Below are 20,453 nucleotides of genomic sequence, written 5' to 3'. Positions count from 1 at the left end.
GTCCCAAACCAACCATAGATGAGAACTAAATCATTAGCGAAAAAAATTAGCTATTTATTAACACCAATATGCATGCTGTTAATTGGTATTCATGTTGTGTATGCACAAACTCCAGCTTTTCCAAATGCAGAAGGATTTGGGAAGTACTCAAAAGGAGGTAGAGGTGGTGTAGTTTATAAAGTAACTAATTTAAATAATGATGGTCCAGGTAGTTTGCGAGAAGCTTGTGAAGCTTCAGGAGCAAGAACGGTTGTCTTCGAAGTTAGTGGAATCATTGACTTGTCAGAGAATATACAAATAGTAAATGATGAAATTACCATAGCAGGACAAACTGCTCCTGGTGATGGTATATGTATTAAAGGCGCTGCACTACAAATTGAGGCTTCAGACGTAATTGTTAGGTACATTAGATTTAGAACAGGAGATAATGGATACAAAGATGCTACTGGTAATATAGTTGGAACTAATAGTGCAGACTCTCAAGCAATTCTTATTAATGGAAGTACAGGAGGTACATCAGATATTATATTTGATCACTGTTCTTTAAGTTGGTCAATTGATGAATTAGTTGAAATTTATGGGGATAACAATCCTAGTAATGGAGTTACCAATGTAACATTTCAATATTGTATGTTTTCTGAAGCATTGTATGATTCTCATAATGATAATGGACCAAACTCATTAGCATTTAGAATGAGTGAGAATACAGATAATGTAAGTTTGTTTAAAAATATCTTTTCTAATAATAGGGAAGGGCATATAAGATCTGAAGGAGGTTGTAGTTTTGAAATGATAAATAATGTTGTTTATAATTTTAAGTATTCATCATTAATTTCTACAGCTAACCATTTTGCAATGATTAATAACCATTATAAGTATGGTAATTATATTGTTTCTTCTGAATATATAGCAGATTATACATTTCAAGCTGGTTATAATGCTTCTCAAACAGAAGTATATGTTAGTGGTAATACAACAGATGCTTTTTTAGATCCTGTAGATGGTTCTTTTTTACCTTTTTTAGAACCTTCACCTACTGTTGATTCTGGTATAGTTGAAGATTCTGTGGTTGATATGATTGATGATGTTTTAAATAACTCAGGAGCTATTTTACCATTAAGAGATCCAGTAGATTCACGAATAATAAATGAATACAACTCTACTTCAGGAGCTATTATCGATACTCAAGAACAAGTTGGCGGTTACCCTGTTTATAATTCTAATACGCCTTTGGTAGATACTGATAATGATGGTATGCCAGATGTTTGGGAAATAGCAAATAATTTAAATATTAATAATGTTGAGGATAGAAATGATTTGAATAATGAAGGATATACTAATCTTGAACTGTATTTAAACGGAATAGGTTTAGGTTTCTCAGCAGGACAAGATGTAACTATTTGTGAGGGTGAATCAATTATTCTTAGTGTAGAAGGAGGATCTAATGTAACTTGGAGTAATGGATCTACTGATAATAGTGTTGAAGTATCTCCCTTAGTTACTACTACATATACTGTTAATGGAATTGATAGTAACGGTTTTTCTGTTACTGATGAGGTAACTGTTTTTGTAAACGAAGTGCCAGAAGCAAATGCTGGTGAAAACCTATCTATTTGTCAAGGAGAAAGTACTGTGCTTACCGCTAATGGTGGTGGTGAATCTTATTTATGGAGTACTGGTGAAACAACTCAAAGTATTACAATAAGTCCAACTGCAACAACTACCTATTCAGTAACTGTAACTGCAAATGATTGTAGTGCTACAGATGAAGTGATTGTTACTGTTAACCCATTACCTTATGTTAATGCTGGAAATGATAAAACAATTGAATTAGGAGATTTTACTGTTTTGGTAGCAACTGGAGGTGATAGTTATGTATGGAATACAGGAGCAACTACAGCAAGTATTATTGTTAGTCCAAGTGAAACTACTATTTACAGTGTGACTGCTACTTCTAATGGATGTACAGCAACTGATGAGGTTACTGTATTTGTAATTAATGATTCAGTGGATGCTAATGCAGGAGAAGACCAAACTATTTGTGAAGGCGAAAGTGTAATATTAACAGCAAGTGGAGGTGATAGTTATATGTGGAATACAGGAGCAACTACCCAAAGTATAACGGTATCACCAAACACAACTACAGAATATACAGTTACAGCAACTATCAATAACAGTTCAGATACAGATTCAGTGATCGTAAATGTAAATTCTCTACCAATAGCAGAAGCAGGAGAAGATCAAACCATTTGTGAAGGTGAAAGTGTAACATTAACAGCCAATGGAGGTGATAGTTATGTATGGAACACAGGAGCAACTACACAAAGTATAACTGTGTCGCCAAATACAATAACAGAATATTCAGTAACTGTAACCTCAAATAACTGTGAATCTACAGATAGTGTTATAGTAAATGTAAACTCATTACCAATAGCAGATGCAGGTGAAGATGTAAGTATTATTGAAGGTGAAAGTGTAACCTTAACAGCTAATGGAGGCGATAATTATCTATGGAATACAGGAGCAACTACGCAAAGTATAACAGTGTCGCCATATGCAACAACAATGTATTCAGTAACAGTAACCTCAAATAACTGTGAATCTACAGATAGCGTAGTTGTAACAGTAAATGCAATAGAAGTTATAGCAGATGCAGGAGAAGATGAAACTATTTGTGAAGGTGAAAGTGTGACGTTAACAGCCAATGGAGGTGATAGTTATGTGTGGAATACAGGAGCAACTACGCAAAGTATAATGGTATCACCAAACACAACTACAGAATATACAGTTACAGCAACTATCAATAACAGTTCAGATACAGATTCAGTGATCGTAAATGTAAATTCCCTACCAATAGCAGAAGCAGGAGAAGATCAAACTATTTGTGAAGGCGAAAGTGTAACCTTAACAGCCAATGGAGGTGATAGTTATGTCTGGAATACAGGAGCAACTACGCAAAGTATAACAGTTTCTCCAAATACAACTACAGAGTATTCAGTAGTAGTTACATCGAATAACTGTGAATCTACAGATGATGTCATAGTGAATGTAAACCCATTACCAATAGCAGATGCTGGTGAAGATGTAAGTATTGTTGAAGGCGAAAGTGTAACCTTAACAGCCAATGGAGGTAATAGTTATGTATGGAACACAGGAGCAACTACCCAAAGTATAATAGTATCACCAAATGCAACTACAGAATATTCAGTTGTAGTAAGTTCAAATAGCTGTGAGTCTACAGATAGTGTAGTTGTAACAGTAAATACAATAGAAGTTATAGCAGATGCAGGCGAAGACCAAACTATTTGTGAAGGTGAAAGTGTAATTTTAACAGCAAGTGGAGGTGATAGTTATGTGTGGAATACAGGAGCAACTTCGCAAAGTATAACCGTATCACCAGATACAACAACCGAATATACAGTTACAGCAACTATTAATAATAGTTCAGATACAGATTCAGTTATAGTAAATGTAAACCCATCACCAATAGTAGATGCAGGTGAAGACCAAACTATTTGTGAAGGCGAAAGTGTTACTTTAACAGCCAATGGAGGAGATAGTTATGTATGGAATACAGGAGCAACAATGCAAAGTATAACTGTGTCACCAAATACAACTACAGAGTATTCAGTAACAGTAACCTCAAATAACTGTGAATCTACAGATAATGTCATAGTAAATGTAAATCCATTACCAATAGCAGATGCAGGTGAAGATGTAAGTGTTATTGAAGGTGAAAGTGTAACCTTAACAGCCAATGGAGGCGATAGCTATGTATGGAATACAGGAGCGACTACCCAAAGTATAACAGTATCTCCAAATGCAACAACAGAGTATTCAGTTGTAGTAACCTCAAATAATTGTGAATCTACAGATAGCGTAGTTGTAATAGTAAATGCAATAGAAGTTATAGCAGATGCAGGAGAAGATCAAACTATTTGTGAAGGCGAAAGTGTAACGTTAATAGCCAATGGAGGCGATAGTTATGTATGGAATACAGGAGCAACTACGCAAAGTATAACCGTATCACCAAATACAACAACAGAATATACAGTTACAGCAACTATTAATAACAGTTCAGATACAGATTCAGTGATTGTAAATGTAAATCCATTACCAATAGCAGATGCAGGAGAAGATGAAACTATTTGTGAAGGTGAAAGTGTTACTTTAACAGGAAGTGGAGGTGATAGTTATGTCTGGAATACAGGAGCAACTACGCAAAGTATAACAGTTTCTCCAAATACAACTGCAGAGTATTCAGTAACTGTAACCTCAAATAATTGTGAGTCTACAGATAATGTCATTGTTAATGTAAACCTATTACCAATAGCAGATGCAGGTGAAGATGTAAGTATTATAGAAGGCGAAAGTGTAACTTTAACAGCTAATGGAGGCGATAATTATGTATGGAATACAGGAGCAACTACCCAAAGTATAATAGTATCTCCAAATGCAACTACAGAATATTCGGTTGTAGTAAGCTCAAATAACTGTGAATCTACAGATAGTGTAGTTGTAACTGTTACTGAAGATAATATATCAACAGTAAATGCAAATGCTGGAGAGGATGTTTCAATATGTGAAGGCGAAAGTGTGACTTTAACAGCTACTGGAGGTGATAATTACTTATGGAGCACAGGAGCAATCACTCAAAGTATTACAGTTAGCCCAATAGCAACTTCAAATTATACAGTAATTGTATCTAACGAATTGGATTCAGATACAGATGAAGTAACTGTTTTTGTAAATCCATTACCAGTTGTAGATGTTACAAATGATGTTACTATTTTAGAAGGAGATTATATAACTTTATCAGCAAGTGGAGCAGATACTTATGAATGGACTAATGGTGCAACACAGCCAAATATTGCTGTTAACCCTATGGAAACTACAACATTTGGTGTATTAGGTATGGTTAATAATTGTTCAGACTATAAAGAAGTAACAGTGACAGTTATAGAAACAGTGACTGCTTATGCAGGAGAGGATGTATATACATGTCCAGGAGAAGAAATTACTTTAACAGCAGAAGGAGGAGAAAATTATTTATGGAGTAATGGCGCTACTACACAAAGTATTACTGTCACTCCAAATCAAGATATAACATATACAGTAATTGTGTCTAATGAATTAGATTCTGATGCTGATGAAATATCTGTCTTTATGGATAATTGTGATGAAGATATTCCTCAAACATATGATTATCAGTATCAAGTCTACTTAGAAAGCGAAGATTTTATTGTTGTAAAAGTTTCGGGATTACATTCTAATTCTAATATAAGTATACATGATGTTTTAGGAAATTTAATACATCATGAAAAAATAGAAACAAATGGAGGAGTACTAGTATTGAAAAAAATAAATATATCTCAATTTAATAGTGGAATTTATCTTATTAGATTAGAAGAAAATGGTTTTCAAACAACCAGAAGAATAATCTTTCCCTAACTTGAAAGATTAATATAGTTAGTTAGTTTTAGTTAGCGCTCTACATGATAAATGTAGAGCGTAACTATATTAATTAATCTCTATAGAATTGATAGTTGCTTTTTTATTGCAATTCTCTATAAGTAATTTATATTCTCTATTGTTTGATTTTCCTTCTATCATGTATGTTTTACAAGAATCAAGTTTAGTATTACTCTCTCCAAAATTTACATCTCCTTTTTTCAAAATGTAATTTATAGTTGTAGTATCTATAGTTTTATTATCAAGTAAACGCTGAGAAGCTTCAGAATAATGCATCTCTTTTTGTCTTATATCTTTCAGTACTCTAGCGTCTAAGCCATATGAGCATGAAGTTTTCTTTCCGCTTAAAAAAAATGCTAAAAAAATAAGTCCTATAGAGAAGCCTCCAAGGTAGTATCCAACACGATGAATTAATTTCATATATATTTAAAAAATAAGTAGATTAACATCACTATAGTCTAAATCAAACCATTTAGCTACAGATTTGTTAGTCAAAATTCCGTGGTAAAAATACAACCCATTTTTTAAACCTCTATCAAAACGTAGTGCATTTTCTATACCACCATCTTCAGCAATCTTTAAGAGATATGGTGTGAATATGTTACTTATTGATACTGATGCAGTTCTGGAGAATCTAGCAGGTATATTTGGAACACAATAATGTATAACATCGTGTTTTTTGAATGTAGGAATATCGTGAGTTGTAATTTCACTTGTTTCAAAACAACCTCCCATGTCTATACTAACATCTATAATAACCGATCCTGATTTCATTGATTCTACCATTTCTTCACTAACAAGTATTGGAGATCTGTTTTTTCCTCTTACAGCACCAATAGCTACATCACAACGCTTTAATGCTTTTAAAAGATTTTTTGGTTGCATTGTAGATGTGTATACTGGTTGTCCAATGTTAGCTTGTAGTGTTCTAAGTTTTGTGATGGAATTGTCAAACACTCTAATATTTGCACCTAATCCAATTGCTGATCTAGCTGCAAATTCACCTACAGTACCAGCACCAATTATTACAACTTCAGTAGGAGGGACACCGCTAATATTTCCAAACATTAAACCGTTACCATTATTAACATTAGATAATAATTCTGAAGCTATTAAAATAGAAGCTGTTCCAGCAATTTCGCTTAATTGTCTAACAGCTGGATAAGCACCATCTTCATCTTTTATAAATTCAAACCCTAATGCAGTAATTCTTTTTTCTGCTAAAGCTTTGAAATATGATTTGTCTTGAGTTTTTAATTGTAGTGCTGAAATTAAAATAGATTGAGGGTTGATTAGTTCAATTTCATCTAATGAAGGTGGTTCAACCTTTAATATTATTGGACAAGAAAAGACCTTTGAAGCGTCTTTTGTTATTTCTGCTCCAGCCTCACTATAATCGGTGTCATTAAAGTTAGCACCATCACCTGCACCAGACTCTAATAGTACACGATGTCCATTATTTGTTAATGCAGAAACAGCATCTGGAGTTAAACAAACACGTTTTTCTTGAAATGAAGTTTCTTTAGGAATTCCAATAAATAAATTTCCTTTTTTCTTTAAAACTTCTAGCATTTCTTCCTGAGGAAGTAATTGTTCTTTAGTAAAAGGTGTTCTAGATTTACTCATATTAGGTTGATTAAAAAACCAAATTACGAATAAATTTGAAATTTATAATTAATGAGAATAGGCTTTATTAAAAATAATCTCCTAATCTATCAATAAAAGACTTTGGCTTAATTTTAAATTCTTCTTCAAGTTCTTCTAGTGTTTTGTCCGCATCGTTTATTTTATTAAACATACGAGCTCTTATCAAATAAATAGAGGGTATAATTATTCCCATAATTGGGATTAAATATAAAAGCCCTAATTCATCAATAAAATCTGTTTCATCATTAAAAGCTCCTATTAATTGCCATACATACATAGCAATAGGCACTAATAATGCATGATACCACCAGTGTCTGCATGTAAAGAACCAAATAAATAATAAAAGAAGAGGTATAAGTTTTACCATGAAAGACCAAACAGCGGCGTTAGCGTCTTCATAGTGATGACTTTCGAAAGTAAATAAAAAAGTGTCCCAAATTTTTGTACTTGGGACACTTCTGTAAGTATAAAAAAGGTAAGGTGTTGCTGCAATAAATGTTGCAACAATACTACCTAACACTAAACTTTGTCTATCCGTTTGTGTTTGGCTTGATTTTACTTTTTTTAATTTCTGTTTTAGTTTGTCCATTTAGGTCTATTAAATTAGTAGCTTGAGCTGTAAATAAAACTCCACCAAAAATGGCAACTGCGATTAAAAACTTCTTTTTAGTTTTCATAATTTCAAGGGATTAAATTAATTAATTAACTACTTTCAAAGTTAAGATAGATTGCTTTTAAAATCGATTTTGAAATGTTAAAAAAATGTTAAAACCCTTTGTTTGCGCGGCTTTCAAGCTACGGTTTTACCGTAGTTTATAGATTTGGTTTGGTCTACAATTATGCTTTTTTCAAGCTATTATTTTTTGATTTTTCATTAAATTATTGCTTTAAACTTGAAAAGAGAGGTTTCTAGTGCCATTTTTATTTAATTTTAGTCTTAAAATTCCTACATTTTCAGGAAGTAAAACGTCAATTTTCTCTGGCCACTCAATAAAAACCCACCTATTAGAATAAAAATATTCTTCTATTCCAAGATCTAAAGCTTCATACTCATCTTCAATCCTATAAAAGTCAAAATGATATACTATATCGTCTTTGATTTCATATTCGTTGACTATTGAAAATGTGGGACTAGATGTATCCATCAATCCACCTAGTTGCTTAACTAATTCATTAATTAGTGTTGTTTTACCAACTCCCATTTCTCCATAAAACAAAATTGTTTTAGATTTTGCTTTTTCAAGAATGGATTTAGCAACTTCTTCAATAGAATTTATGTCAAAATTTAATTCCAAATTCAGTTTTTGAATTGCAATTATAGGACTAATTTACAAAAAAAACAATAAAAAACAGTATTTCATCGATGTTTTTTGCAATTCATGGATTTTATCGTGGGTTTAATACTGCAAATGGTATGATAACTTCTTCTAAAGAAACACCTCCATGTTGATAAGTGTTTCTATAGTAGCTAACGTAGTGATTGTAATTGTTAGGATAGGCAAAAAACAAATCTCCTTTTGCGAAAATAAATGAGCTACTCATCGTAATTGCAGGTAAGTGTATGTTTTTTGGGTCTTTAGCTGCTAATACATCTTTGTTTTCATAAGTTAGACTTCTACCAGTTTTATATCTTAAATTTAGACTAGTATCTCTGTCACCAATTACTTTAGAAGGGTTTTTTACATTAATAGTACCATGATCTGTAGTGATAATTAATTTAAATCCTAGTTGTTGTGCTTGCTGAATAATTTCTAATAAAGGAGAGTTTTTAAACCAACTATGAGTTAAAGATCTATAAGCCTTATCATTTGAGGCTAATTCTTTTACAACTTCCATTTCCGTTTTGGCATGCGAAAGCATATCAACAAAGTTATAAACTACAACAGTTAAGTCGTTGTCTTTTTTTGATTTAAAATTCTCAGCAAGTTTTTTTCCTGACTTAAGATTGGTAATTTTAATATACTCATGCTTAAGATGTGTAAGTCCTAATCGTTTTAACTGTGCTTCAAGAAATTCGCCTTCGTATAGATTTTTACCACCTTCATCTGTATCATTTTTCCATAAGTTTGGATGCAATCGTTCCATATCTATAGGCATAAGTCCAGAAAATATAGCATTTCTAGCATATTGTGTAGCTGTTGGAAGTATACTGCAATATGATATTTCTTCTTCTTTTTTATAGTAGTTATTTACAATAGGCTCGAATGCTTTCCATTGATCATATCTCAAATTGTCTATTACAACAAATAGAGTAGGTTGCTCTTTACTTAATTGAGGAACTACCTTATCCTTAAATAGATTATGAGACATTATTGGCGCATCTGTATTTGGCTTAAACCAATCTGGATAATTCTTATCTATAAATTTTCCAAACTGCAGATTTGCTTCATTTTTTTGCGATTCAAGAATTTCAAACATTGCTGGGTCTTCAATATCTTCTAATTCTAACTCCCAATAAATCAGTTTTTGATATAAATCCATCCACTCTTGATATGAGTTTACCATGGCTAAATCCATAGCGATTTTTCTGAATTCCTGTTGATAGCTTGAAGTAGTTTTTTCAGAGACCAATCGAGTATGGTCTAAATTCTTTTTAAGACTTAATAAAATCTGATTTGGATTTACAGGCTTTATTAAGTAGTCAGCTATTTTACTACCAATAGCTTCTTCCATAATATATTCCTCTTCACTTTTAGTAATCATCACCACAGGAATATTTGCACGTTTTTCTTTTATTTCAGATAAGGTTTCTAAGCCAGTAAGTCCAGGCATATTTTCATCTAAAAAAACAATATCAAAGTTTTCTTCATCTATTATGTCGATAGCTTCGGTACCGCTTTGGCAAGTTGTAACTGTGTAATTTTTCTTTTCTAAAAATAGAATGTGTGGTTTTAATAAATCTATTTCATCATCAACCCAAAGGATACTTATTTTACTCATATAGTATTAATTTGCTTTAAAAGTATAAAGTCCATTGTATTTAGTACTTTTACTTTTTATATTTTAGTTAAAATCAGCTAGTAACTGATATTATAAATTTTTAAAATTGAAATAAGTTTGAATACAAAAAACAAACTCAAAATATTTAACGACCCAATTTACGGATTTATTACTATTCCTAATGCTTTAATTTTTGACTTAATAGAGCACAAATACTTTCAAAGGTTAAGACGAATTACCCAAATGGGATTATCTTATTTAGTTTATCCTGGAGCACATCATACACGTTTTCATCATGCATTAGGCTGTATGTATTTAATGCAGAAGGCTGTTAGGATACTTCGTTTTAAGGGAGTTACAATTTCTGAAGAGGAAGAAAATGCACTTTATATAGCTATTTTACTTCATGATATTGGTCATGGACCATTTAGTCATGCTATGGAACATAGTATTGTTAACGGAATAACTCATGAGGAAATTTCGTTGCTTTTTATGGAGCAATTAAATGTAGAATTTAACGGAACTTTAACGCTGGCAATTCAAATATTCAAAGGTGAATATAGAAGAAAGTTCTTTAATCAGCTTATATCAAGTCAGCTCGATATGGATAGGGCAGACTATTTAAAAAGAGATAGCTTTTACACTGGAGTTGCAGAAGGTAACATTAACAGCGAGCGCTTAATAACAATGCTTAATGTAGTTGATGATGAATTGGTAGTTGAGGAAAAGGGAGTGTATTCAGTCGAAAAATTTTTAACTGCTAGACGTTTAATGTATTGGCAAGTTTATTTGCATAAAACAAGTTTGGTTGCTGAACAATTAATTATTAGAGTTTTAAAAAGAGCTAAAGAACTAACAAAGCAAGGATTTGTGTTGCCAGCCAGTAAAGCTTTAAGCTATTTTTTAAATAATGATATAGATAAGTCAACATTTACCAAAGAAGTTTTAGATGTTTTTTCACGTCTTGATGATTATGATATAATTTCGGCTTTAAAAGATTGGCAACACTCAGACGATTTTGTATTAAGTAACCTTTGCCAAATGATTGTTGAAAGAGAGTTGCTTAAAATCAAAATAAAAAATAAGAAACACAAGAAAGAGCGTTTAAAAGAAAAAATAGAAGAATTAAAGGATAAGTATAATGTTTCAGAGTACGAAGCGCAATATTTTGTGTTTGATGGCGAAATTACAAATCAAGCATATCAACGTAAAAAAGAAAGAATAAATATACTTTATAAAAACGGGAAAATAACCGATATAGTTAAGGCTTCAGACCATTTAAATTTAAAAGTGCTTTCAAAACCTGTAACTAAGTATTATATATGTTATCCAAAAGACAAACTTTAACACATTTTTTATACTTTTGCGGATAATGAAATTTACAGCAAATCAAATAGCAGGAATTTTAGAAGGCGACATCGTTGGAAATCCAGATGTAGAAGTATCTAAACTTGCAAAAATAGAAGAAGGCTTTGAAGGATCGTTAACCTTTTTAGCTAATCCAAAGTATACACCATATATCTATAGTACAAAAGCATCAATTACAATTGTAGGAAAAGATTTTGAACCTGAAAATGATATCACTACTACTTTAATCAAAGTTGAAGATGCTTATAAATCATTTTCTAAATTATTAGAGTACTATAACCAGGTTAAAAACAATAAGGTTGGTATTGAGCAACCAGTTTATGTTTCAGAATCTGCTAGTTATGGAGAAAATGTTTATTTAGGAGCATTTACTTATATAGGTGATAATGTTAAGATTGGTGATAATGTGAAAATTTATCCTAATTCTTATATAGGTGATAATGTTACAATAGGTGATAATACAATATTGTTTTCGGGAGCAAAAATATATTCAGAGTGTATTATTGGTAATCACTGTGTTATAAACTCTGGCGCTATTATAGGTGCAGATGGTTTTGGGTTTGCACCAAACGAAAAAGGAGAGTATACTAAAGTTCCACAAACAGGAAACGTGATTTTAGAAGATTATGTAGATATTGGTGCTGCTACTACGATAGATAGAGCTACTTTGGGATCTACTGTCATTAGAAGAGGAGTGAAACTTGATAACCAAATTCAAGTAGCTCATAATGTTGAGATTGGAAAGAATACAGTAATTGCTGCACAATCAGGAATTGCAGGTTCAACAAAAATTGGCGAAAATTGCCAAATAGGAGGACAGGTTGGTATTGCTGGTCATTTAACAATAGGAAATGGTGTTAGAGTACAAGCGCAATCTGGAATAGGTAGAAATATTAAAGACAACGAAGTATTACAAGGTTCGCCTTCATTCAATTATGGAGATTGGAATAAATCTTATGTTTATTTTAAAAATCTTCCAAAAATTGTAAAAACTATAAACAATTTAGAAAAGAAAATTAATCAGGATGATTAGTACTGAATTTAAACAAACTACAATTACTAAAGAAGTTTCACTTAAAGGTGTAGGGCTTCATACAGGAAAAGAAGTAACATTAACTTTTACGCCAGCAGAAGCTAATAATGGTTATACCTTTAAAAGAGTTGATCTTGAAGGAGCTCCAGTAATGAAAGCTGATGCAAATTTTGTAACTAGTACACAACGAGGTACTTGTTTAGAGAAAAACGGTGTTACAATTCAAACTTGTGAGCATGTTCTTGCTGCTTTAGTTGGATTAGAAATTGATAATGTAACTATTGAATTAGATGCTTCAGAGCCTCCAATTATGGATGGTTCTTCTAAGTTTTTTATTGAAGCTTTAGAAGAGGCAGGAATTGTAGAATTAGATGCTAAAAGAGAAGAATATGTTGTTAAAGAAGTTATTTCATATGTTGATGAAGAATCAGGAAGTGAAATAACAATTATTCCAGCCGATGAATACCAAGTAACAACAATGGTAGATTTCGGCACTAAAGTTTTGGGTACACAAAATGCGACACTACAGCGACTTTCTGATTTTAAAAATGAAATTGCAGACTCAAGAACATTTAGTTTCTTACATGAAATTGAAATGTTGTTAGAGCATGGTCTTATTAAAGGAGGCGATTTAAATAATGCTATTGTTTATGTTGATAAAGAATTATCGCCAGAAACAATGGAGCGTTTAAAGGATGCTTTCAAAAAAGATAATATAGCTGTAAAGCCAAATGGCATTTTAGATAACTTAACATTGCATCATCCAAATGAAGCAGCTAGACATAAGTTACTTGATGTTATTGGAGACTTAGCATTAATAGGTACTCGTATTAGAGGAAAAGTAATAGCTAATAAACCTGGACATTTTGTAAATACTCAATTTGCTAAAAAAATGTCTAAAATTATTAAAATCGAAAAACGAAATAATGTACCGCAAATAGACTTGAATCAAACACCTTTAATGGATGTTAACGATATCATGAATATGTTGCCACATAGACAACCGTTTTTACTTTTAGATAAAGTGTTTGAGCTATCTAAATCTCATGTAATAGGAACAAAGAATGTAACTATGAATGAGTCCTTTTTTGCAGGACACTTTCCAGGCGCTCCAGTAATGCCAGGAGTTTTAATTGTTGAAGCAATGGCACAAACAGGAGGGATTTTAGTTTTAAGTACAGTTCCAGATCCAGAAAATTACTTGACTTTCTTTATGAAAATGGATAATGTTAAGTTTAAGCAAAAAGTAGTTCCTGGTGATACACTAATTTTTAAATGTTCATTAATCACTCCAATTAGAAGAGGAATTTGTCATATGCAAGGTTATGCTTATGCAAATGGAAAACTTTGTGCTGAAGCTGAATTAATGGCTCAAATAACAAAAGTTAAGTAAATATGTACCGAGCAATTTCGAAAGCAAAATGTATATTTTGTTATCAAATTGCGAACACATTTTTACATATTTATTAAAATTAAAATAACAAAAATGAATCAACCACTTGCTTACGTTCATCCAGGGGCTAAAATTGCAAAAAATGTTGTTATAGAACCTTTTACAACAATACATAATAATGTAGTGATTGGTGAAGGTACTTGGATTGGATCTAATGTAACCATCATGGAAGGTGCTAGAATTGGAAAGAATTGTAATATTTTTTCTGGAGCAGTAATTTCTGCAATACCTCAAGATTTAAAATATAATGATGAAGACACTACTGTAGAAATTGGTGATAATGTTACCATTAGAGAGTGTGTAACTATTAATAGAGGTACAACAGACAAAATGAAAACTGTTGTTGGTAATAACTGTTTAATAATGGCATATAGCCACATAGCTCATGATTGTATTGTAGGTGATAGTTGTATATTTTCTAATAACACAACTTTAGCTGGTCATGTTACTATTGGAGATAATGTAGTGCTTGCAGGTATGGTTGCGGTTCATCAATTTGCTTCTGTAGGTAATCATGCTTTTGTAACTGGAGGATCATTGGTTAGAAAAGATGTACCTCCTTATGTTAAAGCTGCACGTGAACCTTTATCTTATGTAGGAATTAATTCTGTTGGATTAAGACGTAGAGGGTTTTCAACCGACAAGATTAGAGAAGTTCAAAATATATATAGAATTCTATATCAAAAGAACTATAATAATACACAAGCTGCTGCAATAATTGAGGCAGAAATGGAGGCGACTCCAGAACGTGATGAGATACTACAATTTATTAGAAATTCTCATCGAGGAATTATGAAAGGATACTTTAAATCAAATTAAAAAAATATAATGGCAAATACTTCAGATATTAGAAACGGATTATGTATTAAATATAATCACGATATATATAAAATTATTGAGTTTTTACATGTAAAACCAGGAAAAGGACCTGCTTTTGTGCGTACAAAGCTTAAAAGTGTAACTACAGGAAAAGTAATCGATAATACATTTTCAGCAGGACATAAGATTGATGATGTAAGAGTAGAAACTCATAAATTCCAATATTTATATCCTGAAGGTGATATGTATCATTTTATGAATGTTGAAGATTATAACCAAATCACATTAAATGTGAGTACTATTGACAATCCTGGATTATTAAAAGAAGGAGAGGTAGTAACTGTAATTATCAATTCGGAAGATGGTTTACCTCTTTCTGTAGATATGCCTGCTAGTGTTATTTTGGAAGTAACTGCTACTGAGCCAGGAGTAAAAGGAAATACTGCAACAAATGCTACAAAACCTGCTACTGTAGAAACAGGAGCTACTGTAATGGTGCCTTTATTTATTAATGAAGGTGACAAAATTAAGGTAGAAACAGAAAAGGGTACATACAAAGAGCGTATCAAAGAATAAGTAGAAATGAAATTTCCTCAAAGTCATACATTACAACAAATAGCAACTATTATTGATTGTAAATTTGTTGGTGATGCTAATTTCCCTGTGCTTGGTATGAATGAAATTCATGTTGTGGCACCAGGAGATATAGTATTTGTGGACCACCCAAAGTATTACGATAAAGCTTTAAATTCAGCAGCTACAATTGTCTTAATAAACAAAGAAGTAGAATGTCCAGAAGGAAAAGCACTTTTAATATCTGATGATCCTTTTAGAGATTTCAATAAATTAACAAATCATTTCAAACCATTTATTCCAGCAACTTCAAATGTTGCTGAAAGCGCAACAATTGGAGCGAATACAATTATTCAACCTACTGCTTTTATTGGTAATAATGTGGTAATAGGTAAGAATTGTGTTATTCATGCTAATGTTAGCATATATGACGATGCTATCATTGGAGATAATGTAACCATTCACTCAGGAACAGTTTTAGGTGCAAATGCATTTTATTACAAAAAGCGCCCAGAAGGATTTGATCGCTTACTTTCTGGAGGAAGAGTTGTCATTGAAGATAATGTAGATATTGGTGCTAGTTGCACAATTGATAGAGGTGTTACTGCTGATACTACGGTAAAAGAAGGTGCTAAAATAGATAACCAAGTTCAAATTGGACATGATACCGTTATTGGGAAGAAATGTTTAATCGCTTCTCAAGTAGGAATTGCAGGTTGCACTATAATTGAAGATGAAGTTACTATTTGGGGACAAGTAGGAATTACCAGTGGAGTAACAATTGGAGAAAAAGCTGTATTATCAGCTAAAGCTGGTGTAAGTAAGTCTTTAGAAGGCGGGAAGCATTATTTTGGAATTCCTGCAGATGACTTTAGAACTAAGTATAAAGAGATTGCTTCAATTCGAAAAATTCCAGAAATTTTAGAGAAGCTAAAAGAAAAGTCTTAATATCTTTTCGTTACAAAAAAATAATATAAAAATGTATCAAAAACTCTTCATAATTAATCACTAAAAAATTACTTTTGTTGAGTTCAAAAAAATAAAATAAAAACACATTCAAAAATGAGCGTTTTAGTTAATAAAGATTCAAAAATAATAGTTCAAGGATTTACAGGAAGTGAAGGTACTTTTCACGCCTCTCAAATGATTGAATATGGTACTAATGTAGTGGGTGGTGTTACTCCAGGTAAAGGAGGTCAAACTCATTTAGATAAACCAGTATTTAATACTGTTGATGAAGCTGTAAAACAAGTTGGAGCAGATACTACAATAATTTTTGTACCACCAGCATTTGCTGCTGATGCTATTATGGAAGCTGCTGATGCAGGTATTAAAGTAATTATTACAATTACTGAGGGAATTCCTGTTGCAGATATGATTAAAGCTGCTGATTATATTAAAGGAAAAGATTGTCGTTTAGTTGGACCAAATTGTCCAGGAGTTATTACTCCAGGAGAAGCTAAAGTAGGAATCATGCCTGGTTTTGTATTTAAAAAAGGAAATGTAGGTATTGTTTCTAAATCAGGAACATTAACTTATGAAGCTGCAGACCAAGTTGTAAAACAAGGATTAGGTATTACTACTGCAATTGGTATTGGTGGAGATCCAATTATTGGAACTACTACAAAAGAAGCTGTTGAGTTACTTATTAATGATTCAGAAACTGAGTGTGTAGTAATGATTGGTGAAATTGGAGGACAATTAGAAGCTGATGCTGCAAAATGGTACAAGGAGAGTGGAAGTAATAAACCTGTTGTTGGTTTTATTGCTGGTGAAACTGCTCCTGCTGGACGTACAATGGGACACGCTGGTGCTATTGTAGGTGGTAGTGATGATACTGCTCAAGCAAAGAAAAGAATTATGAAAGAGTGTGGAATTCATGTTGTGGATTCTCCTGCTGAAATTGGTAAAAAAGTAGCTGAAGTTTTAGGCTAGTTTTTTGTTAAAATATTACAAAAAAATATTCGTTATAAGTTCGTTAGCAATATATTAGCTAGCGAACTTTTTTTATTAATCAACATTTATACATTTATCAAAAGATGAAACATTTAAAATTAACTGTGTTGTTTCTATTTATGGCTAGTTTAGTAATTAGCTGTAAAAAGGAAAACAAGTCTGAAATTAAAACCATTGCAAGTACAGATGCTAAAGGATTTAATTACGAAACCGTTACTAACGATCCAACAGGATTACGCTTATATACTTTAGATAATGGCCTAAAGGTGTATTTAAGCCAAAATAGTGATGAGCCTAAAATTCAAACCTATATTGCTGTTAGAGCTGGTTCAAACTACGATCCAAAGGAATCTACAGGTTTAGCACATTATTTAGAGCATATGGTTTTTAAAGGAACTGATGAAATAAGCTCTTTAGATTGGGAAAAAGAAAAAGGCTATTTAAAGCAAATTTCAGATTTATATGAAGCACATAGAGCTGAAAAAGACCCAGCGAAAAAGCTTGAACTTTACAAGCAAATTGATGAAGTGTCTTTAGAGGCTTCTAACCACTGTGTAGCTAATGAGTACGATAAAATGGTAAGCTCTTTAGGAGCTACTGGAACTAATGCACATACTTGGTTTGAAGAAACAGTTTATAAAAATAAAATACCAGCTAATGAGTTAGATAAATGGTTAAGCTTAGAAAGTGAGCGTTTTAGCCAATTAGTTTTAAGGTTATTTCATACAGAATTAGAGGCTGTTTTTGAAGAGTTTAATAGAGGTCAAGATAACGACTGGAGAAAGCAATATGCTGCTATGTTAGATGGTTTATTTCCTAATCATCCATATGGACAACAAAGTACTATTGGTATAGGAGAGCACTTAAAGAATCCTTCAATGGTAGATATCCATAATTATTTTGATAAATATTATGTGCCAAATAACATGGCTATGGTGTTAGTTGGTGATTTTGAATTTGAAGAAACAATAGAAAAAGTAAATAATACTTTTGGTAAATTAGAAAAGAAAGAAGTAACACATCCAACGTTGCCAAAAGAAGAACCAATAACTTCTCCTATTATCAAAGAAGTATTTGGACCAACATCAGAAAGTGTTTCTGTAGCTTTTAGAACTGAAGCTATCGGTACAAAACAAGAAAAAATGGTAACACTTGCTGATATGATTTTAGCAAATGGTAACGCAGGATTAATTGATTTAAATCTTAATCAAAAACAAGTAGTTCAATATGCTGGATGTTCTCCTACATTTTTAAACGATTATGGATACCATACGTTTACAGGTGCACCAAAAGCTGGACAATCACTTGATGAAGTTAAAGACTTATTATTAGAGCAAGTTGAAAAATTAAAAAAGGGTGAGTTTGAAGATTGGATGATTGAAGCTGTTGTTAACGATTTAAAACTAAGTCAAACACAACAATACGAAAATAGTACTGCATTAGCGTCTATTTATTATAATGCGTTTATTCATCATGAAAATTGGGAGCAAAAGGTTAAGTTTTTAGATGAGTTAAAATCAATTACAAAACAAGAATTAGTTGATTTTGCTAATACTTTTTATAAAGACAACTATGTAGTAACCTACAAGCGTAAAGGTGAAGATAATTCAATAGTTAAGGTTGAAAACCCAGGAATTACTCCAGTAAACCTTAATAGAGATAAGAGTTCTGAGTATTTAACAAACTTTAGTAATATTGAAGCACAACCATTGCAACCAAAATTTGTTGATTATCAAGATGCTATAAAAAAGACAGCTACCAATAATGGTATTGAAGTATCATATATCAATAATGAGTTAAATGATTTATTCGATATGAATATCATTTTTGACATGGGTAGTGATAATGATAAAAAATTAGGATTAGCTGTTGGTTATATGGAATATGTTGGTACAGATAAATATTCAGCTGAAGAATTAAAGAAAGAATTCTATAAGTTGGGTATTAAGTATTATGTGAATACTGGATCAGAGAAAACATATGTAGGACTTAATGGTTTAAAGGAAAACTTACCAAAAGGTTTAGAGTTATTAGAACACTTATGGACAAATGCAGTTCCAGACCAAGAAGCTTATAATAAATACGTACAATCTATTGCAAAAGGAAGACAGGATAATAAAACACAAAAAGGAAGTATTCTTTTTAATGGATTAATGAACTATGGAAAATATGGTGAGAATTCTAGATTAAGAGATATTTTTAAAGTTAGCGAGTTAAATGCATTTAACCCACAGGATTTAGTTGATAAAGTAAAAGAGATGAAAAACTTTAATCAACGTGTATTTTATTATGGTAAAGATGTAGATGCTGCTGTAGCTGCTTTAAATACACATCATATTGTTCCTGCTGATTTAAAAGAGTATCCTGAAGCGACTGTGTATACTGAAAAAGAAACAGGAGGAAATGTATATTTTGTAGACTATGATATGGTACAATCAGAAATGTTATTCTTAGCAAAAGGTGAGCCTTTTAAAGCAGAGAACATGGCAGCTTCAACTTTATTTAATACTTATTTTGGTAGTGGTTTATCATCTATTGTATTCCAAGAGATTAGAGAATCTAAATCGTTAGCATATTCAGCTTTTGCTAGTTATAGTAATGCAAGTAAAAAGGACGATTCTAATTATGTGATGGCGTACATGGGGACACAAGCAAACAAAATGCCTCAAGCTGTTGATGCTATGATGGAGCTTATGACAAATATGCCAGAAGCAGAAGAGCAATTTAATGCAGCAAAAGAAGCTACATTAAAGAAGATTGCAGCGCAACGTATTACCAAGTCAAATATTTTCTGGACATACGAAGGACTACAAAAAAGAGGTATTACAAATGATCATAGAGAAGAAATGTATAATACCATTAAAGATATGAGTATTGAAGATTTAAGAGGTTTCTTTAACGAAAACATTAAAGGTGAAAACTATAATGTGATGGTTATTGGAAATAAAGATGATATTGATTTTGAATCTTTACAAAAATTAGGTGAAGTTCAAGAAATGGATATTGACTACTTATTTAACTACGAAAAGTCTCAAGAAATTAAACAATAATTGTAAGTAATATTGTTAAAAACCTCACAAGAATTTGTGAGGTTTTTTTATTTGATGCAACTTGTATTTGCTATATTTGAATTAGCAAAAAACTCAGTATAGCTTTAGTATGTTGAGTTAATTAAAATTTGTCATTTCTGTT

Annotated in this window: 15 protein-coding genes; 9 read left to right on the top strand and 6 right to left on the bottom strand. The window is 31.8% G+C overall.

Features of this window, described 5'->3' with window-relative positions:
- Positions 1–18: 18 nt before the first annotated feature.
- Positions 19–5,451, top strand: a complete 5,433-nt coding sequence (locus tag ACLII3_RS14765; RefSeq protein WP_412985144.1) for a T9SS type A sorting domain-containing protein — start codon at positions 19–21, stop codon at positions 5,449–5,451.
- A 69-nt stretch (positions 5,452–5,520) separates the two neighbouring features.
- On the opposite strand, the gene ACLII3_RS14760 is transcribed toward ACLII3_RS14765, so the two are convergent.
- The 6 genes from ACLII3_RS14760 to ACLII3_RS14735 all read right to left on the bottom strand — a co-directional run bounded on the left by ACLII3_RS14760 (position 5,521) and on the right by ACLII3_RS14735 (position 10,059).
- Positions 5,521–5,892 (bottom strand): hypothetical protein, encoded by a 372-nt coding sequence (locus ACLII3_RS14760; RefSeq protein WP_412985142.1) that lies wholly within the window; start codon positions 5,890–5,892, stop codon positions 5,521–5,523.
- A gap of 6 nt (positions 5,893–5,898) precedes the next feature.
- Positions 5,899–7,098 (bottom strand): alanine dehydrogenase, encoded by a 1,200-nt coding sequence (locus tag ACLII3_RS14755; protein WP_412985140.1) that lies wholly within the window; start codon positions 7,096–7,098, stop codon positions 5,899–5,901.
- 67 nt (positions 7,099–7,165) lie between these two features.
- Complete coding sequence (locus tag ACLII3_RS14750; RefSeq protein ID WP_412985138.1) at positions 7,166–7,708, bottom strand: hypothetical protein; 543 nt, start codon at positions 7,706–7,708, stop codon at positions 7,166–7,168.
- On the bottom strand, positions 7,650–7,796 hold the full coding sequence (locus ACLII3_RS14745) for a hypothetical protein (RefSeq protein ID WP_412985136.1): 147 nt from the start codon (positions 7,794–7,796) through the stop codon (positions 7,650–7,652). Before ACLII3_RS14745 ends, ACLII3_RS14750 begins: the two co-directional genes overlap by 59 nt.
- Positions 7,797–8,006: 210 nt before the next feature.
- Complete coding sequence (gene tsaE, locus ACLII3_RS14740) at positions 8,007–8,414, bottom strand: tRNA (adenosine(37)-N6)-threonylcarbamoyltransferase complex ATPase subunit type 1 TsaE (RefSeq protein ID WP_412985134.1); 408 nt, start codon at positions 8,412–8,414, stop codon at positions 8,007–8,009.
- Positions 8,415–8,505: 91 nt separating this feature from the next.
- The gene (locus ACLII3_RS14735; protein WP_412985132.1) at positions 8,506–10,059 is read right to left on the bottom strand and encodes a response regulator; all 1,554 of its coding nucleotides are present in this window, start codon (positions 10,057–10,059) and stop codon (positions 8,506–8,508) included.
- A gap of 117 nt (positions 10,060–10,176) precedes the next feature.
- Here ACLII3_RS14735 and ACLII3_RS14730 point away from each other — a divergent pair, with 117 nt between their 5' ends.
- The 8 genes from ACLII3_RS14730 to ACLII3_RS14695 all read left to right on the top strand — a co-directional run bounded on the left by ACLII3_RS14730 (position 10,177) and on the right by ACLII3_RS14695 (position 20,311).
- The gene (locus ACLII3_RS14730; protein ID WP_412985130.1) at positions 10,177–11,406 is read left to right on the top strand and encodes an HD domain-containing protein; all 1,230 of its coding nucleotides are present in this window, start codon (positions 10,177–10,179) and stop codon (positions 11,404–11,406) included.
- A gap of 25 nt (positions 11,407–11,431) precedes the next feature.
- On the top strand, positions 11,432–12,460 hold the full coding sequence (lpxD, locus tag ACLII3_RS14725) for a UDP-3-O-(3-hydroxymyristoyl)glucosamine N-acyltransferase (RefSeq protein WP_412985128.1): 1,029 nt from the start codon (positions 11,432–11,434) through the stop codon (positions 12,458–12,460).
- Entirely contained in the window at positions 12,453–13,853 is a 1,401-nt protein-coding gene (locus ACLII3_RS14720) for a bifunctional UDP-3-O-[3-hydroxymyristoyl] N-acetylglucosamine deacetylase/3-hydroxyacyl-ACP dehydratase (RefSeq protein ID WP_412985126.1), read from the top strand. The genes lpxD and ACLII3_RS14720 overlap by 8 nt, the downstream gene beginning before the upstream one ends.
- A gap of 93 nt (positions 13,854–13,946) precedes the next feature.
- The gene (gene lpxA, locus ACLII3_RS14715; protein WP_412985124.1) at positions 13,947–14,732 is read left to right on the top strand and encodes an acyl-ACP--UDP-N-acetylglucosamine O-acyltransferase; all 786 of its coding nucleotides are present in this window, start codon (positions 13,947–13,949) and stop codon (positions 14,730–14,732) included.
- 9 nt (positions 14,733–14,741) lie between these two features.
- Entirely contained in the window at positions 14,742–15,308 is a 567-nt protein-coding gene (gene efp / locus ACLII3_RS14710) for an elongation factor P (RefSeq protein WP_412985122.1), read from the top strand.
- A 6-nt stretch (positions 15,309–15,314) separates the two neighbouring features.
- Entirely contained in the window at positions 15,315–16,253 is a 939-nt protein-coding gene (locus tag ACLII3_RS14705) for a UDP-3-O-(3-hydroxymyristoyl)glucosamine N-acyltransferase (protein WP_412985120.1), read from the top strand.
- Positions 16,254–16,367: 114 nt separating this feature from the next.
- On the top strand, positions 16,368–17,240 hold the full coding sequence (gene sucD / locus ACLII3_RS14700) for a succinate--CoA ligase subunit alpha (RefSeq protein WP_412985118.1): 873 nt from the start codon (positions 16,368–16,370) through the stop codon (positions 17,238–17,240).
- A 104-nt stretch (positions 17,241–17,344) separates the two neighbouring features.
- Positions 17,345–20,311: a M16 family metallopeptidase gene (locus tag ACLII3_RS14695; protein ID WP_412985116.1), complete on the top strand. Its 2,967-nt coding sequence runs from the start codon at positions 17,345–17,347 to the stop codon at positions 20,309–20,311.
- The last annotated feature ends 142 nt before the right edge of the window (positions 20,312–20,453 follow it).

Origin of the sequence: Pontimicrobium sp. IMCC45349, from assembly GCF_047219225.1 — a bacterium.
Lineage (GTDB): Bacteria > Bacteroidota > Bacteroidia > Flavobacteriales > Flavobacteriaceae > IMCC45349.
This window is presented reverse-complemented; position numbering and strand designations above follow the sequence as displayed.

Excerpts from the sequence above, each read along its gene's own strand:
- efp (WP_412985122.1), top strand. The coding sequence starts at position 14,742 with ATGGCAAATACTTCAGATATTAGAAACGGATTATGTATTAAATATAAT.
- lpxA (WP_412985124.1), top strand. The coding sequence starts at position 13,947 with ATGAATCAACCACTTGCTTACGTTCATCCAGGGGCTAAAATTGCAAAA.
- ACLII3_RS14720 (WP_412985126.1), top strand. The coding sequence starts at position 12,453 with ATGATTAGTACTGAATTTAAACAAACTACAATTACTAAAGAAGTTTCA.
- lpxD (WP_412985128.1), top strand. The coding sequence starts at position 11,432 with ATGAAATTTACAGCAAATCAAATAGCAGGAATTTTAGAAGGCGACATC.
- ACLII3_RS14695 (WP_412985116.1), top strand. The coding sequence starts at position 17,345 with ATGAAACATTTAAAATTAACTGTGTTGTTTCTATTTATGGCTAGTTTA.
- ACLII3_RS14755 (WP_412985140.1), bottom strand. The coding sequence starts at position 7,098 with ATGAGTAAATCTAGAACACCTTTTACTAAAGAACAATTACTTCCTCAG.
- ACLII3_RS14765 (WP_412985144.1), top strand. The coding sequence starts at position 19 with ATGAGAACTAAATCATTAGCGAAAAAAATTAGCTATTTATTAACACCA.
- ACLII3_RS14705 (WP_412985120.1), top strand. The coding sequence starts at position 15,315 with ATGAAATTTCCTCAAAGTCATACATTACAACAAATAGCAACTATTATT.
- sucD (WP_412985118.1), top strand. The coding sequence starts at position 16,368 with ATGAGCGTTTTAGTTAATAAAGATTCAAAAATAATAGTTCAAGGATTT.
- ACLII3_RS14745 (WP_412985136.1), bottom strand. The coding sequence starts at position 7,796 with ATGAAAACTAAAAAGAAGTTTTTAATCGCAGTTGCCATTTTTGGTGGA.
- ACLII3_RS14735 (WP_412985132.1), bottom strand. The coding sequence starts at position 10,059 with ATGAGTAAAATAAGTATCCTTTGGGTTGATGATGAAATAGATTTATTA.
- ACLII3_RS14760 (WP_412985142.1), bottom strand. The coding sequence starts at position 5,892 with ATGAAATTAATTCATCGTGTTGGATACTACCTTGGAGGCTTCTCTATA.
- ACLII3_RS14750 (WP_412985138.1), bottom strand. The coding sequence starts at position 7,708 with ATGGACAAACTAAAACAGAAATTAAAAAAAGTAAAATCAAGCCAAACA.